This is a genomic window from Ensifer sp. 1H6, assembly GCF_001976035.1.
GTDB classification, from domain to species: Bacteria; Pseudomonadota; Alphaproteobacteria; order Rhizobiales; family Rhizobiaceae; genus Ensifer; species Ensifer canadensis.
In genome coordinates this window covers 88,597-105,072 of sequence record NZ_MOAI01000023.1, presented here as the reverse complement: position 1 = coordinate 105,072, position 16,476 = coordinate 88,597, and the positions used below count along the sequence as shown (strand labels likewise).

General features: G+C 62.2%; 11 protein-coding genes and 2 pseudogenes. 9 read left to right on the top strand and 4 right to left on the bottom strand.

The window, feature by feature from the left end; genetic code table 11:
- Positions 1-12: 12 nt before the first annotated feature.
- A pseudogene (locus BKP54_RS24285) lies at positions 13-1,067 on the bottom strand (maleylacetate reductase).
- Positions 1,068-1,223: 156 nt separating this feature from the next.
- Between BKP54_RS24285 and BKP54_RS24280 the strand changes: the two are divergent.
- Positions 1,224-2,174: a LysR family transcriptional regulator gene (locus tag BKP54_RS24280; protein WP_084815043.1), complete on the top strand. Its 951-nt coding sequence runs from the start codon at positions 1,224-1,226 to the stop codon at positions 2,172-2,174.
- Positions 2,175-2,371: 197 nt separating this feature from the next.
- Here BKP54_RS24280 and BKP54_RS24275 read toward each other — a convergent pair whose 3' ends face one another.
- The gene (locus BKP54_RS24275) at positions 2,372-2,677 is read right to left on the bottom strand and encodes a hypothetical protein (RefSeq protein ID WP_025428240.1); all 306 of its coding nucleotides are present in this window, start codon (positions 2,675-2,677) and stop codon (positions 2,372-2,374) included.
- A 171-nt stretch (positions 2,678-2,848) separates the two neighbouring features.
- On the opposite strand from BKP54_RS24275, the pseudogene BKP54_RS36720 reads away from it, so the two are divergent.
- A pseudogene (locus BKP54_RS36720) lies at positions 2,849-2,959 on the top strand (alpha/beta hydrolase); the annotation flags it as partial.
- Positions 2,960-3,162: 203 nt separating this feature from the next.
- Here BKP54_RS36720 and BKP54_RS24265 read toward each other — a convergent pair.
- The gene (locus BKP54_RS24265; RefSeq protein ID WP_084815042.1) at positions 3,163-5,724 is read right to left on the bottom strand and encodes an FAD-dependent oxidoreductase; all 2,562 of its coding nucleotides are present in this window, start codon (positions 5,722-5,724) and stop codon (positions 3,163-3,165) included.
- A 564-nt stretch (positions 5,725-6,288) separates the two neighbouring features.
- On the opposite strand from BKP54_RS24265, the gene BKP54_RS24260 reads away from it, so the two are divergent.
- The 5 genes from BKP54_RS24260 (at position 6,289) to BKP54_RS24240 (ending at position 12,191) form a co-directional block, all read left to right on the top strand.
- Positions 6,289-7,275: an ABC transporter permease gene (locus BKP54_RS24260; protein ID WP_084815041.1), complete on the top strand. Its 987-nt coding sequence runs from the start codon at positions 6,289-6,291 to the stop codon at positions 7,273-7,275.
- A 78-nt stretch (positions 7,276-7,353) separates the two neighbouring features.
- Positions 7,354-8,355 carry a substrate-binding domain-containing protein gene (locus BKP54_RS24255; RefSeq protein ID WP_057225080.1) on the top strand — a complete coding sequence of 334 codons (1,002 nt, stop codon included), beginning with the start codon at positions 7,354-7,356 and terminating at the stop codon, positions 8,353-8,355.
- 196 nt (positions 8,356-8,551) lie between these two features.
- The gene (locus BKP54_RS24250; protein ID WP_084815040.1) at positions 8,552-10,138 is read left to right on the top strand and encodes a sugar ABC transporter ATP-binding protein; all 1,587 of its coding nucleotides are present in this window, start codon (positions 8,552-8,554) and stop codon (positions 10,136-10,138) included.
- On the top strand, positions 10,135-11,169 hold the full coding sequence (locus tag BKP54_RS24245) for an ABC transporter permease (protein ID WP_057225078.1): 1,035 nt from the start codon (positions 10,135-10,137) through the stop codon (positions 11,167-11,169). The genes BKP54_RS24250 and BKP54_RS24245 overlap by 4 nt, the downstream gene beginning before the upstream one ends.
- Before the next feature lie 74 nt (positions 11,170-11,243).
- Complete coding sequence (locus BKP54_RS24240; RefSeq protein WP_025428246.1) at positions 11,244-12,191, top strand: sugar kinase; 948 nt, start codon at positions 11,244-11,246, stop codon at positions 12,189-12,191.
- Between the two features lie 46 nt (positions 12,192-12,237).
- Here BKP54_RS24240 and BKP54_RS24235 read toward each other — a convergent pair whose 3' ends face one another.
- A complete protein-coding gene (locus BKP54_RS24235; protein WP_225906433.1) occupies positions 12,238-13,218 on the bottom strand; it encodes a sugar-binding transcriptional regulator in 981 nt (326 codons plus the stop codon).
- Between the two features lie 467 nt (positions 13,219-13,685).
- On the opposite strand from BKP54_RS24235, the gene BKP54_RS24230 reads away from it, so the two are divergent.
- Both BKP54_RS24230 and BKP54_RS24225 read left to right on the top strand, forming a co-directional pair.
- Positions 13,686-15,734 carry a bifunctional aldolase/short-chain dehydrogenase gene (locus tag BKP54_RS24230; protein ID WP_057225076.1) on the top strand — a complete coding sequence of 683 codons (2,049 nt, stop codon included), beginning with the start codon at positions 13,686-13,688 and terminating at the stop codon, positions 15,732-15,734.
- A 300-nt stretch (positions 15,735-16,034) separates the two neighbouring features.
- Positions 16,035-16,181, top strand: a complete 147-nt coding sequence (locus BKP54_RS24225; RefSeq protein WP_067698903.1) for a DUF1127 domain-containing protein — start codon at positions 16,035-16,037, stop codon at positions 16,179-16,181.
- The last annotated feature ends 295 nt before the right edge of the window (positions 16,182-16,476 follow it).

Genomic DNA, 16,476 nt, shown 5'->3' with positions numbered 1-16,476 from the left:
CGGCGCGCGCGTTCAGGGCGCGTCGCCTCGCCATGCCGCGGCGAGCAGCGCGTGAATATCGGCCCGTGTCACTTCCCGCGGGTTCCAATAGGGGTTCGCTGTGGCGATCTCCGCGGCGCGGCCGATATCTTCCTCCCGAAAACCGATCTCCCTGAGGGCTGTCGGGGCGCCGATCTTGACCGCAAAACCGTGTATTGCCGCACCGGGGGAGGTTTCCCCGAAAATCGCACTGAGCGGCCGAAGTTCGTCGGCAGCGGCGGCCGCGTTGAAGGCGATTGCGTGGGGCAGAACGATCGCATGGGTCTCCGCATGCGGCAGGTCGAAGGCCCCCCCTAACACATGGCAGAGCTTGTGATGCAACGACATGCCGACTGTGCCAAGCACAGTGCCGCACAGCCAGGCGCCGTAGAGTGCATCGCTTCTGGCCGACAGATCCCGCGGCGCCATAGCGATGCGCGGTAGGGCCTCAGCGAGGGCTCTCAGGCCTTCCGTCGCCATTAGCGAGGAAATCGGGTTACGATCGCGAGCGTAGAGTGCCTCGGCGGCGTGGGCCATGGCGTTTAGGCCGCTGGTCATCGTCATTGGGACCGGCAGGCTGAGCGTGAGTTCCGGATCATAGATCACCAGTTCCGGCAGAATCGACGCTGCACGTACCGTCTCCTTGCGCCCCGCCTGAGTCTGCCCAAGGATGGGTGTGACCTCCGAGCCGGCATAGGTTGTGGGTATGACGATCTGAGGCGTATCGAGGCGATAGGCGATCGCTTTGCCGAGCCCGGTAGTCGAGCCGCCGCCGAAAGCGACGGTGCAGTCCGCGTCGTTGTCGCGCATGGCCTTGAGCGCCTGTTCGGTGATCTCGACGGGCGTGTGCATGGTCGCCTGCGTGAACAATCCAGCGGCGCGATCCGCCAAAAGGTTGACGATGGCACCGGCATCGTTGGCTTGCTGTGGTGTGGAGAGCACGAGGGCACGCTTGCAGCCCAAGGCTTCAACAGCTTCTGCCACCCCCGCGCGGCGCCGGCGCCGAACCTAATTCTTGCCGGGGACCCCTGATAGTCGAATTCCCTCATCGGTTCCTCCCTGAACGGGGCCGCGAAATCGCTTGCGGCTCCATCTCGAGGAAAACAGTAGCGACGGACGAAGGTGAATTCGAATAATGATATCTCCAGATAACATACCATTATGTTATGTTGTGAGCGGAACACGGAACTTGGGAGAATCTCTTCTTGCAGATTGATCCGCGCCATCTGCTACAGCTCTGGGCGATCGTCGATGCCGGCGGCATGTCCGAGGCGGCGGAAATGCTGGGAATGACGCAGCCCGGCTTGTCACGCACAGTCGCCTTTCTGGAAAAGCGGCTGGGTGAGCCATTGTTTCTGCGCAACCGCCGCCCGATGGAGCCGACTCCCTTGTGTCGGGATCTTGCCGATCTCGGTGCAGCGGTACGGCGCGCAACGGCGCGAGCGAGCGACGTGGCCCAGTCATTCAGGCGTGGCGAGCGTGGCGATATCAGGATCGGCGGCACGCCGTTTTTCATGGACGCGCTGGTCTCGGCGATGGTCGGCCAATTCCAGCGGACAAGGCCGAACGTTAGAATCGAGCAGGTCTATGGTTACACGACGAGCCTTGCCGAAAAGATCAGAGCTGGGCAGCTGGACCTCGCGATCTGTCCGGTCGAGGTCTTCGATGCAGATAGCGATCTGACCTTCGACCCGATCCTGACAGGGCGCAATGTGGTTGCCTGTCGCTCGGGACATCCGCTTCTTGCATCGGACAGGCTCCTGCCTGCCGACCTGCTGCGGTATCCCTGGATCGAGCCACCTGCCGGAAGTCCGCTGAGCGCCGATCTCAGAACTGCGCTAGTCAATCTGGGCGCCGAGCATGTGCGCATCAATTTCTCCGGCGCCTCGCTCGCCGGCATTCTCGCCCATCTCGCCCATTCTGACAGCCTCGCCGTGCTGCCCTTCGGCGTGGTCTTCGCTCGGCGGGAAACCGACAACATCACCGCGTTACCCATCCTGCCGAGCGGCGTGCCGCGCGCGCTTGGCTTCGTGCAATCAAAACTGATGCCGCCTGGGCCAGCAGCGCTGCAACTCAAGATGCACGTGCTCTCGGCTTTTGCCGGGCTGAAGCCCGAGATGGAGGCCTATGCGCAACGGTGCGGCGTTTCTGGCTAGGATAGCCACTGGTTCCGGCGGTCTAATGCTACGACAGACATTCGTAACAGACGGGCCAAGGGGCAGTGGTTCAATTCTACCCAAGGCGACCTTTACGTCGGATTGAGATTAGGCGTTCCACAGGCTGCAAGCACACGTCTCAAAAGTCCTTTTGACCCCGTCGTGTACGAGGAAGCGCAACATGGCGGCGCGAGTTCTTAAATCCCTGATCCGTCGAGCTCTCGCTCGTCTTCGCCTTCCCAGGGTGAGGGCATTGAGGTGCGATTGAGATTGGCCGAGGGCATCGGCATCCAGCACTTCAATTCGGGCTCGGCGTATTCGATGATGCGGCCGGGCGAGGAATCAGAGGCGCGCCAGCCTTCTGCACCGAACTGATCGCCATTCGACCAATATGCGAGGTCAACTTCTGCCGCCCCCTGTTCGGACGGGCGGATCGTAACGAGGATCCGACTGCCGTTTTTCGGCGCGCTTGCCATGTGGCGCCAGGGATCTGGCTCGGCCATCATTTTCCTCCTGTCTTGCTGCAGGTTGCAAGTGTCGCCTCGCCATCGGAAACGGTCAACTCAAACTTTGCACAACCCATCGTCTATCGATTGACTACCCGATCAGGATGGACGCTCCGAATTGAGGTGTACCATCGCTCCTCGGCTGGCATTTCGTAGCGTGGGTCCGCCGATGGCGCCGGCTGGAGGAGTGTCTACGACATTTTGAAGCAGGACGGCTGCACCATCAGCATCGTCCAGAACCCGACGATCTCGCCTGCCGATGACGTTGCCGCCGCCCGCACAAAGGCTGATGGCAAAGCGCGCCGGCTCAAAGTTCACCAACGTCATGTCCTTCGCACACTGGCGGCTCCGGTATCCGAACAACAGACAAATTCCAGGGGCGCAGGCATAATGAACGAACGCCAAAAACGAACGCGCCCGCTTGAAGCAAGCAGGCGCGTGACGGGACGTCCACCGCGGGTGGGCCGAGGGGTTGTAAAATCTCAGCTCCGCGGCTTCAGGTTCTCCGGGTCGTAGAGTGGCTTGTAGCCGACGCCGGCGACTTCGACGGGGTAGGTCTCGGCGAAGTATTCGACGTTCAGCTTGCGGCCGACCTGGCAGTGGGACCAAGGCAAATAGGCAAGCGCGATGTTCTTGCCGATCGTCGGGCCGTAGGCGATGGAGGTGGTATAGGAGCGGCGGCCGAGTTCGTCGACCAGCACCGCGCCGGTTTCCGGGTCCATGACCGGCAGGCTGCCGACCGGGTAGCGCTTCACGCCGTTTCTATCGGTATTCTCCGTGAGGATGAGCGTGCAGAGCATGGCCGGCTGGTGCTCACGTGCCTTGTATTCAAGATGTTTCGCCTTGCCGCGGAAGTCCACGTCCTTCACCTTCGGACGAGCCAGATCGGCCTCGATGAGGTTGTACTGTGTGAGAAGATCGGCATTCTGCAGGCGCAGGCTCTTTTCCAGACGGCGCGAGTTTGCATAGGTTTCGACGCCGAAGGCCATGACGCCGGTTGAGCGCAGTGCGTCCCAGACGGCGAGGCCGTCCTCATATTTCATGTGCAACTCCCAGCCCTGCTCGCCGACATAGGAGATGCGGAAGGCGGTGACCTTCCTGCCGGCGATTTCGATCGGTTTGATCGCAGCGAAAGCAAAGTTCTCGAGATCGAGGCCGGCCGGATCGGCAACCACCTTCTTCAGCGTTTCGCGGGCGTTGGAGCCCCAAATGCCGATGGTGATGAACTTCTCCGAAACGTCGGTGATGGTGACGTCAATGCCGCGATCTTCGGCGACGCGGCGCATGTACTGGAAGTCGCGCGGGCCGGCATCGGCGCCGTTCACGAGACGGCAGCGATCGGCCATGCGGAAGACGGTGAAGTCGGCCCGTACCATTCCTTCGTCATCGAGGAAATGGGTGTAGATGCCCTTGCCGATATTGCCGTCGCCGCCGATCTTGGCGGCGCAAAGCCACTCCAGCAACTCGACGTGGTCAGGGCCTTCGATGTCAACCATATGAAAGTGCGAGAGGTTGACGATACCGCAATCCTCGCTCATCGCCAGATGTTCGGCGTTGGACACGCGCCAGAAATGGCGGCTGTCCCACTCGTTCTGGCGCACTGGAACGCGGTTGCCGTATTTTTCTAGGAGGTGCTCGTTGGCGGCGTAGCCATGGGCGCGCTCCCAGCCACCGAGTTCCATGAAGTAGCCGCCGAGCTCTTTCTCGCGCTCGTAGAAGGGCGAGCGCTTGACGTTGCGGCCGCTGGCATAGGGCTCGCGCGTGTGCACGGCCGGATAGTAGATCTTCTGCGCCGCCTCGAAGCAGCGGCCCTCGATGAACTTCTCCTCCAGCTGGTGCGGGTAGAAGCGAGAATAGTCGATCGAGGCGTGGTCGATCTCAGTGCGCCCGTCCGTCATCCAGTCGGCGATCAGCTTGCCGTAGCCGGGACCGTCCTTCACCCAGATGGCGACGCAGTACCAGAGGCCGCGCACCTTCTGGCTCTCGCCGCAGGAGGGGCCGCCGGCGGCCGAGACCTGCAGCAGGCCGTTGAAGGAATGGCCTTCATTGTAGCCGAGTTCGCCGAGGATCGGCGTCAGTTCCATGGCGCGCTCGAGCGGCTCGATGATCTGCTCCATATCGAGGTCGCGCTGCGAGGGCGACAGGCGTGCCTCGTGCTTTTCGAGAATGTTGCGCGGATGGCAGAGGCGCGGGTTGGTGGTCTCGTAATAGCCCCACTCGATCTGGCCACCTTCGGTGGTCTTCGGATCGCCGGTGTCGCGCATATAGGCGGAGTTGCCCTGGTCGCGCAGGAGCGGGAAGCCGATTTCCTTGCCGGTGCCTTCGAATTCGTTATACGGGCCGAAGAAGGTGAGCGGATGGTCGACCGGCATCACCGGCAGATCCTCGCCGACCATTTCGGCGATCAGGCGGCCCCAGATGCCGGCGCAGACGACGACATGGTCGGCCATGATCGTGCCGCGATGGGTGACGACGCCCTTGATGCGGCCGTTCTCGACGATGAGCGACCTTGCCGGCGTGTTGCCGAAGATCTGGAGCTTTCCGGATTTCTCGGCCGCATCGACCAGTTTGCCAGCAACTGTCTGCGAGCGCGGGATGACGAGGCCGGCATCCGGGTCGAACATGCCGCCCATGACCTGATCTTCCTCGATCAGCGGGAACATCTTCTTGATTTCCGCGGGCGAGACATAGTGGGCGCGGGTGCCGAAGGCCTTGGCGGAGGAAAGCTTGCGCTTGATCTCTTCCATCCAGACATCGTCGCCGGTACGCGCGACTTCCAGGCCGCCAATGCGGGCGTAGTGACCCATCTTCTCGAAGAAGTCGATCGAATACTGCGTCGTCCAAACCGAAAGATAATCGTGGCTGGTCGTGTAGCAGAAGTCGGACGCGTGCGCCGTCGAGCCGATATCGGTCGGGATGCCGGACTTGTCGATGCCAACGATGTCGTCCCAACCGCGCTCGATCAGGTGATGCGCGATCGAGGCACCAACGATGCCACCCAGCCCGATGATTACGACCTTCGCCTTTTGAGGAAACTCTGCCATTGATTGCGACCCTGATTGAAACTGAAGCCGGATTTTAGGATTTGCGGCGCTGCGATTAGAGCCTGTCTACGACATAATTATCGTGCTGCACGACCAGAGCCTGCACTCTGCAAACAGGATTTCTCCATCACGACAGAGCCGTCGACAAGGGTGCATCTCCTCGAACTCGGGTTTTTTCTTATCACCGCGACGACGCAGGGCCGCTGCAGAGTGGATCGCACGTGGCGCTGGCAGCTTCATAAGTCACGAGCCCTTGACGTCGTTAGCTCTCGACGTCGTTCATTTTCTCCTGATGCGCGGAATGCGCGCCGAAAATTGCGGCATGGGGAGTGTTCTCCGCTGGGGGAAACGCCAAACTTTTCAGATAAATAAGCCGGCCGCGATAGATTGGTGTTGACAATACACAACAGTCTTTGGCAAATGTCATCGCCGGCCTCATCAGGTCGGCCGTCGCGGCATCCGAACTCGAAAGAGGTCCGGGTGCGCGCTCACGGAGCGTGCCTAGGAGCACGCTGGGAGCCGTGATTGCGCTTGCCTGCGAACGACAATGACGGAGGGCGCGCTTTGGAATTTCGGGTTGATCGCCAGTTGGCATTTTTGGCCGTCGTCAACGTTGCTGTGCTGGTAGCGGGCGGCGTGTTGGTCGGTGCCAGTTTCCTCGACATCTACAACCTGCAATCCATGGCGGGCCAAGTGCCCGAACTCGGCCTTCTTGCGCTGGGCGTTATGCTGGCGATGATCTCCGGCAATGGCGGTATCGATCTGTCCGGGATCGCGCTTGCGAACCTGTCGGGCGTCGTCGCCTATCTTCTGCTGCGCGACACGGTTTCGCCCGATGACGCGCCGCTGCTGTTCAGCTGGAGCTTTGCCGGCATAGCACTGCTCGTCGGCCTAGTTGGCGGAATGCTGAATGGGTTTCTGATTTCGAGCGCCGGCTTGACGCCGATCATCGCGACGCTTGGCACGCAGCTGTTCTTTACCGGCCTTGCGATCGCTTTCACCAACGGTTCGGCGCTGGGCCTCGGCTTCATCGAGCCGCTCGACGCCTTCGGTAACACACCGGTTCTGGGTGTGCCGCTGTGCTTTGCGCTCTTCTTACTGATTGCTCTCATCCTCGGCGGCGTGCTGCGCTACAGCCCGTTCGGCCTCAGGCTCCTGCTGCTCGGCAACAATGCCAAGGCCGCGCGCTATGCCGGCATTGCGGAAAAGCGCATCCTGTTTTTGACCTATACCGCCTGCGGCGTGCTTGCGTCGGTCGCCGGCATCGTGATCGCCGCGCGCACATCGAGCGTGAAGTGGGACTACGGCAATTCCTACGTGCTGATCGCCATTCTCATCGCCGTCATGGCGGGCGTTCGCCCTGAGGGCGGCTATGGCCGGGTGATCTGTGTCGTCCTGTCGGCGACGTCGCTGCAGATCCTGTCGAGCCTGTTCAACTTCATTGACATTTCCAACTTCTTCCGCGACCTCGCCTGGGGCGTGCTTCTGCTCGTCTTTCTCGCGACATCCGGCTTCGACGCCAAGGCCTGGTTCAAGGCATTGCGCGGCTGATCCAAGTTCCAGGGCCGGCGAGATGCCTTCGCACGCCGGTCGATCTGTCAAAATTCGAAGGTTCTTTGGGAGGAATGCATGCTTGCCATTCGTAAATTCGCTGCCTGCGCCGTCGCGCTTGGAGCAATGACTGCAACCACGGCCGCCATTGCCGAGGAAAACCCCAGCATCGTCACGGTGGTGAAGGTCACGGGCGAAAACTGGTTTACTCGCATGAACGAAGGCGTCGATGCCTATGGCAAGGAAAATCCCGGCGTATCCACCAGCCAGGTCGGACCGGGCAAGGCCGACGCAGCCCAGCAGGGCCGGCTGATCGAAGACCTGGTTGCCAAGAAGGTCGCCGCAATCGCCGTCGTGCCGATGGATGCTTCCGCCCTTGAAGGCGTGTTGAAGCGCGCCGCCCAGCGCGGCATCAAGGTCATCACCCATGAAGCCGATAATATGAAGAACACGCTCGTCGACATCGAAGCCTTCGACAACAAGGTCTTTGGCGCGCGCTTCAACGAGAAGATCGCCGAATGCATGGGCAAGTCCGGCAAGTGGACCTCCTTCGTCGGCTCGCTCGGCAGCCTGACCCATGTGCAGTGGGCCGATGGCGGTTCGGAAAACGCCCAGAAATACCCCGAGATGGAACTGGTCTCCGAGAAGAACGAATCCTTCAACGATGCCAACCGCGCCTATGAAAAGGCGCGCGAAATCCTGCGCAAGTACCCCGACATCAAGGGCTTCCAGGGCGGTTCGGCCATCGACGTCATCGGCATCGGCCGTGCCGTCGAGGAAGCCGGCCTGCAGGACAAGACCTGCGTATTCGGCATCGGCCTGCCCAAGGACACCGGCTCCTACCTCGAATCGGGCGCTGTCGACGGCATCAGCTTCTGGGATCCGAAGGATGCCGGCTACGTCATGAACAAGGTCGCCGACATGGTGCTGAAGGACGAGGAACTGAAGGACGGCATGGACCTCGGCGTTGCCGGCTACGAAAAGGTCACCGTCAAGAAGGGTGCCGGCGACGGCGTGATCGTGGTCGGCCAGGCATGGGTCGACGTCGACAAGTCGAACTACGCCAAGTACCCGTTCTGATTGGGTCGAGATGATAGCGATGCCGGGCCCGACAATGGGCCCGGCGTTGCGCGTCGAGTGCCGCTACAGCGTCGCGCGTCGAATGTGATGCGCCAGAGACACTGTAACGCTTTAGACCTGCTGCAATCGTCTCCTGGATCTATGGCGATCCAAGGAAACGTGCAGCAGGCCCGTTCTTTTTGGTCAGGACAGTGCCATGCAGCTCAAGCACGAAGCCGGCGCGCCGCATCCCGGCGGCGAAACCTCGAAAGCCGCAATTCCCTATCTGGAAATTCGCGATGTCCAGAAACGCTTCGGCGGCGTTCGCGCGCTGAAGGGGGTCAGCTTTTCGATCGAGCCCGGACAGATCTACCATCTCATGGGCGAGAATGGCTGCGGCAAGAGTACGCTCATCAAGATCATTTCCGGCGCGCAGCCGGCCGATGCCGGCGAACTGCTGATCGATGGCAAGCCCGTGGGCCATCTCACACCGGTTGCCGCGCTCGCGGCCGGGATCGAGACCGTCTATCAGGACTTTTCTCTGCTGCCCAACCTGTCCGTCGCCGAAAATGTCGGCCTGACGCAGCAACTGGTCGCAGCCTCCGGCAAGCTTGCCCGGCGGCTTGATCTCGGACGAATGCGCCAGACGGCGGAACGGGCGCTCGCGGCCGTGAACCTGCCGACGACCCGCGCCTTTCTTTCGACCCGCACGGACGAGCTGCCGATGGCCACGCGTCAGCTCATTGCCATTGCGCGCGCCATTGCTTCCGATGCGCGCCTCGTCATCATGGACGAGCCGACGACGGCACTGACGAAGCACGAAGTCGATAATCTCATCTGCATAGTCAACCGACTGCGCGCCAAGGGCGTCGCAGTGCTGTTCGTCACCCACAAGCTCGACGAGTGCAAGTCGATCGGCGGGCGCGCCGTCATCATGCGCGACGGCCAGAAGGTCGCCGAATGCGACATCGCCGATCACACCAAGGCCGAACTCGGCTTCTGGATGACGGGCAAGGTGCTGGACGAGGCGCGCTATCGTTCGGCGCCGAAGTTCGGCGAGGATCTGCTTGTCGTCGACGCGCTGTCGCTGAAGGATACCTTCGCCAATGTTTCCTTCTCCATGCGCCGCGGCGAGATCGTCGGTATCACCGGGCTTCTGGATTCCGGCCGCAACGAGCTGGCCCGGGCGATTGCCGGCGTCGCTCCAGCCGATACCGGACGCATCCGCCTCAATGGAAAGGATGTGACGCCCCGCAAGCCCGCCGACGCCATTGATGCCGGCATCGGCTACGTCCCCGAGGATCGCCTTTCGGAAGGTCTCTTTCTCGAGAAGCCGATCGAAGAGAACATTGTCGTGCCGGTGCTCGATCGCCTGCGCGGCGCCTTCGGCATCCTGGACGGCCGCCGCAGCCGCGCGCTGGCGAAGCGCTCGGTCGAAGACCTGCAGGTGGTCACGCCGGATGTCGCCAACCCGGTGCAGTCGCTGTCGGGCGGCAACCAGCAGCGCGTGCTTATCGGCCGCTGGCTGACCATCAATCCGAAGCTTCTGGTCCTGCACGGGCCGACCGTCGGCGTCGATGTCGGATCCAAGGACACGATCTACCGGATCATCCAGCGTCTCGCGGACGAAGGCATGGGCGTCATCATCATCAGCGACGACCTGCTCGAACTTCTGCAGAACTGCGACCGGATCATGGTGATGCGCAAAGGCGAAGTGGTGGAAACCTTTCAGGCCGAGGCGCTGGAGGAAGAGGCGCTTTACCGCGCCCTTGTAGAAGAGACGACCGTGAGGACCCCGCAATGACCGATACGACATTCAATGGGGCCACCCCAGCTGGCAACGACAAGGTTTCGCTTGGCTCCGCCTGGCGCTGGCTGCTGCGTCATCCGCCGGTCGTGACCTTTGCGCTGATCGTGCTCGTCTGCCTGGTGGTCGGCTCGATCAATACGGACTTCTGGCAGGTGTCGAACCTGTTCGACATCCTGCGCGCTTCCGTCGTGCGCGGGCTGTTCGCGCTCGGGGTCCTGGTGGTGCTGGCGTCCGGCGGCATCGACGTTTCCTTCACCGCCATTGCCGCCTTCGTCATGTATACGGTGACGATGCTGGTCACGAACCTGCTGCCGGGGTTGCCGATGCCGGTGATTTTGCTGGTCGCTGCCGCCGGCGGCGCCTGCTTCGGAGCGCTCAACGGCGTGCTCGTCCACGCGCTGCGCGCGCCGTCGCTGATTGTGACGATCGGAACGCAATACGTCATTCGCAGCTTCCTGCTGACCTTTGTCGGCACTGCCCTGTTCATGAACATTCCGGGCTCGATGGAGGCGTTCGGCAAACTCGCGCTTTTCACCCATCAAAGCGCCAACGGCTCCATCTCGGTGCTGCCGGCCTTCGTGCTTGTGCTCGCTGTTGCGGCCGCGGTGACCTGGTGGATCCTAGAGCGTACTTTGATGGGCCGGGCGGTTTATGCGGTCGGCGGCAATCCCGGCATCGCCGAACGCCTCGGCTTCAATCTGCGCACCGTGCATATCTTCGTCTTTGCCTATGCGGGCCTGCTGGCCGGTATTGCCGGGATCATGCATGTGGCGAGCAACCGGCTTGCCAATCCGTTCGACCTTGCCGGAACCGAGCTTGAGATCATCGCCGCGGTCGTTCTCGGCGGTGCGCGCATCACCGGCGGTTCGGGTAGCGTGATCGGCACGTTGCTCGGCGTGGTGCTGATCACGCTTGTCAGCAACGTCCTCATTCTCGTCGGCATTCCGAGCACGTGGCAGCTCGCCATTATCGGCGTCTTCATCGTTCTTGCCGGCACCGTCTTCTCGCTTCGTGCAAAAGACTAACGGGCTTCGGCCGTCGTCCAGCGGGTCAAGGACTGCTATCCGCGGTCACCAATTCAGTAGGGAAGGTTGAGTGCATGGCGCACGACGTATCTGTAATCGGACTTTACATTCTAGATATTCTCGGCCGACCGGTGGACCGGATCCCGTCCGGCGGCAACGTCGAATTCATCGACGAGATCCGCTTGACCGTTGCGGGCACTGCCGGCGGTACGGTCGTCGACCTTGCCAAACTCGGGCTGAACTGCCTCGCGGTCGGTGCGGTCGGTGACGATGAGAAGGCGGACTTCGTGCTCGCCACGCTCGACCGCTTCGGTGTCGACCGGTCGGAGATGCAGCGCATTGCCGGCGTGCCGACATCCGCGAGCATTCTCAACATCCGCCGCAATGGCGAACGGCCAGCTTTGCACGTACGCGGCGCCTCCGGACATTTCGAGATCCCCGCGGATGCGCGCGAGCGGGTGCTGGCGCCGCCGATCGTCCATCTCGGCGGCACTGGGCTGCTCGATCGCCTCGACGGCGAACCCAGCCGCGTTTTGCTCGAGGAAGCCAAGCGCTTCGGCAGAACCACGACCTTCGACCTCCTGGGCGCGAACGACAACACGCTGTCGCTGATCCGGCCGCTTTTCCCCTTTATCGACTATTTCATGCCTTCAGTGGAGGAGGCGATGCTGATTTCCGGCCAGAAGACCGCCGAGGATGCCGGCCGTTTCTTTGCCGATCTCGGCGTCAAGCACTGCATCTTTACGCTCGGCGGCGACGGCGTCTGCTTCCTCGATGCCGACGGTAAGAGCCTGCGCCTCCCGGCATTCGAGATCGACGTGGTTGACACCACCGGCTGCGGCGACGCCTTCAATGCCGGCTTCATTGCCGGGCTTCATCATCGCATGGAGACGGAAACCGCCTTGAAGTTCGCCCAGGCATCCGCCGCGCTCGTGGCGACGGGTCTCGGCTCTGACGCCGGGATCACCTCTTTCGAGGCGACCTGGGACTTCATGAACAATGCCCGCGTGAAGGCCAACTGACGCCAGTCGTGGCTGCTGCCCGATCCTGTATCGGGCAGCAGGACGGCTATTGCAGCAGCATCTCTGCCGTCGCGATGTCAGTGACAAGATGGGTTGCGTAGCCGCCCTTCAACGTCGCCCTGATGGCCGTCAGCTTGCTGGCGCCCCCGGCAACGCACAGGCGCCGCGGCACCTGGCTTAACTCGTTGAGTTCGATGCCGACCATGCGGTTGTCGAGATCACCGCGCACCGGCCGGCCTTCCGCGTCGATGAAGCGGCAGATCAGCACCCCGACCGCTCCTCCGGCCTGGTAGGCGTCGATGTCTTCCTGCCCGGTGATATTGGCCGAGCGGATCAGCGTCTCGGGGCCGATGTCGCCGACACCGAAGAGGATGATGTTGGAGGAATGAATGAGCTCGAACTGCTTGACCAGCACCTGTTCGGCCAGAAGCGCCTGCTTCAAGGCGGGTGTCGACAGCAGGGCCGGCGCAAGCAGGTTGATGCAGCGGGCGTGGATGCGGCGCGACATCAAGGATGTGCAGAATTCAGGCGCGAAATCCGGATTGGCGATCGAGCTTCCGGAGACCTGCACCACCGTCAATCCCTCTACCGGCTCGGGAAGCGAGATGCTGTCGGCCACGGCCAGCACCGTCCGGCCCCAGGCGACGCCGATCGTGTCGCCTGGCTGAACCATATCGGCAAGCAGGCGAGCACCGGCCTCGCCAAGCCGTTGCACCAGGTCGCTGTTGTCGAGGGCGGGAATGACCAGCGCACCCTCCAGGCTGAACTTGTCCTTCAGACGCCGTGCGATACCAGTCCGGGAGCCGACTTCCGTGTTCAGGCGAATGTTGACCAGGCCACGCTCGCGCGCTTCCTGCAGGTAGTTGACGATCGTTGCCCTGGATACACCGAGCATCTTGGCGATTTCGCTCTGGGTGAGCTGGTCGACATAATAGAGCCAGGCAGCCCAGACGACGCCGTCGTCGAACTCCGCAGGCAAGACTATGCCTTCGCCGACTGCCCGGTTTCCCCGCGCCGTATCCATCATCGTCTGCTCCCCTGGATTGTCATGGCTTCTCCTGAAGCGGAAAAAGTGTCCGCCGTCAAACAAATTTGCCATGCGTGTTGACACATGACACAGCATGGTGGCAATTGTCTCGACGAAGGTTTTGGGAGACGCCGAGATGGAATGCTCGACTATAGGCGCGTGCCAGTGGGTTGGAAACGAACCAATCGGCAAAGCGCGGCTTGGTGTCTTTCCCGCCCCCACAAATCGGCTGCAGCTCGCTCTCGACGTCGACCGCAATCCCGAGGCCATGCAGCCTTGGCGTGATGGCGCAGACGCAGGTTGCCGCCTGCAGCCAACCGACGGATAGCGTCGCCGTTTTGTCCTCACGGCGTGCGGGGAACGGTCGTCCGTTCGGCGCGCAGGCCGAGCAAGGGCTGCTGACGACAGGACTTGATTTTCAAACCCCATGGAAAACGCTGCCAAGCGCGGGAAGACAGGAGCCTTTTATGAAATCCAGATGGTCAGAAACCGAATTCGCCCGTGTCGTCGACACCTACGTCAACGCCGGCGTCAACCGGGACCTAGCGATCCGCACCTACACGACACGGCTTCTGGGTTCGGATTCCGAACTAGTACTGCATGGCGGCGGCAACACCTCCGTCAAGACCACGTTTACCGAGATGGACGGTTCCGAGGTTGCCGTTCTGTGCGTGAAAGGCAGCGGCTGGGACATGGGCACGATCGAACCGGCGGGCCTGCCTGCCGTCAGGCTGGAGCCGCTTCAGGCCATGGTCAAATTCCCGACGCTCAGCGACGACGACATGGTGATGCTGCAGCGCCGGCTGCTGCTTGATCCTGCAGCGCCGAACCCTTCGGTGGAAGCGATCCTGCACGCCAACCTGCCGTTTCGGCATATCGACCACACCCATGCCAATGCGATCGTGTCGCTGACCAATCAGCCGCATGGCGAGGATCTGGTGCGCGAACTGTTCCCCGATTCCATCATCGTTCCCTACGTGATGCCGGGCTTCGATCTCGCCAAGGCCTGCGACGAGGCGTTCCGCGCCAATCCGGGCGCCGACGGCATGATCCTGCTGAAGCATGGCATTTTCACCTGGTCGGAAGATCCGCGTGAATCCTATGAGAAGATGATCGCCACCATCGACAAGGCCGAGCGCCGCATCGCCCGCGGCAACCCGCGTCCGTTCATGGTCGTCCAGCCGGCGGCCCCGCTTGCCACGGCAGCTCAGATCGCCCCGGTTCTGCGCGGCGCCATCGCGATAGACAGCGGCATCGAGGGCTGCCCGCGCCGCTTCGTGCTGGAACATCGCTCCGGCCCTGATGTCCTCGATTTCTGCAATGCCGAGAATGTTGCCGATCTGGTTCACCGCGGCAATGCGACCCCTGAGCACGTCATCCACATCAAGCGCTTTGGCGTGGCGCTGCCCGCCCCCGTTGCCGGCGACATGGCCGGCTGGGCCGACAAGGTGCGCGCAGCCGTCGCCACCTACAAGGACGAGTATCGCGCCTATTTCGAGCGCAACAATGCGCGCGTCGGTGGGATCAAGCGCATGCTCGATCCGATGCCGCGTGTCTTCTATGTTGCCGGTGTCGGCCTGTTTGCCGCCGGCCCGACAAAGAAGGCCGCCCGTGTCGGCGCCGACGTTGCCGAGGCGACGATTGCCGTGATCCGCAATGCCGAAGGCATCGAGAGCTTCGAGGCATTGTCGGAAGAGGACCTATTCGACATCGAGTACTGGTCGCTCGAGCAGGTTAAGCTGACGAAGCAGGCGGAGAAGCCGCTGAGCCGGCAGGTCGCGGTGATCACCGGTGGTGCGGGTGGCCTCGGGCTGGCGATTGCCGAGGCTCTGCACGCCGAAGGCGCCGAGATCGCGCTCTTGGACCTTGCCGAGGATGCCTTGCAGAAGGAAGCGGCAAGGCTTGGTGGTGTCGGCCTCGTCTGCGATGTGACGAAGCCCGAGGCGGTCGACGCGGCGCTCGCCGATGTGGCCCGGCATTTCGGTGGCATCGATATCGTCATCTCGAACGCCGGTGCGGCCTTCCAGGGCGCCCTGCTCGATGTTTCGGAGGAGGTCTTCCAGAAGGCTTTCGCGCTGAACTTCTGGGGGCACCACTATATTGCCCGCAGCGCGGTCCGGATCATGAAAGCCCAGAGAACTGGCGGTGCACTGGTCTTCAATGTCTCGAAGCAGGCGGTCAATCCCGGCCCCGACTTCGGCCCTTACGGAACGTCGAAGGCGGCGCTGATGGCATTGATGCGCCAATATGCCGTCGAACATGGCGCCGACGGCATTACCTCGAACGCGGTCAACGCCGACCGCATTCGCACCGGCCTGATGACCGACCAAATGATCGAGGAGCGCAGCCAGGCGCGGAGTATTTCGCCGGAAAGCTACATGCGCGGCAACCTGGTTCGACGTGAGGTAACGGCACGGGACGTCGCGGCCGCCTTCGTCCACCTCGCCAAGGCGCGCACCAGCACAGGCGCGGTGCTCACGGTCGACGGCGGCAATGTCGGGGCGATGATGCGCTGAGTTTAAAGCGTCCGTTATTCCGCCAAGTCCGAAGTAGCTCGGCCCCGGTCAGTCCAACTTGACCGGGGTTGGGCATATCCGTCCTTCAGGGCAGTCGCTCCCATTGGCTGTTCCCGCCGATCCATCTGCCGGCCGCCGCAGTTCCCTGGGGCACAACGATCCATGCGCGGCTTGCAGGGGTGGAGTGAAGTCTTAGCGCTGCTATCTGCGGGGGTGATCGACTATATATCCCTCATCGAAGTGAACGAAGCGCCAAGGACTGGCAGCTAGGCTTCGAAAGCCCACGGAAAGGGGATCATCATGAACGTAGCACGCTCTTTCAACAACTGGCTCAAGTACCGGCAGACGGTCTCCGAACTGGGCCGCATGTCCACGCGCGAACTGCGCGACCTCGGCATCGACCGCGCCGACATCCCGAGCATTGCCCGCAATGCCTTCGGCCGCTAACCGCGCCTGAGACCATCAAAGATTTCATGAAGCGCCCGCTCGGAAACGAGCGGGCGCTTTCTATTTCTGACGCTGCTCGTTCGGTCCGGACACTGTCGCTGAGCGCCGCGCTTCGAGCCCCGGAGCCATTCGGCAGGTCGGCGCTTGCGTCCCATATTTTCCTCGGACTGGATGCGTTGAGGGCCTGCGACGCTTGGCGCGTCGACGCGGCAATTTCGATCGGCTAGATCAATGCCGCATGCGCGGAGGCATGGTGGCTCGGCCGCCGCAGAAAACCGTGCCCGCTTCCAACTCG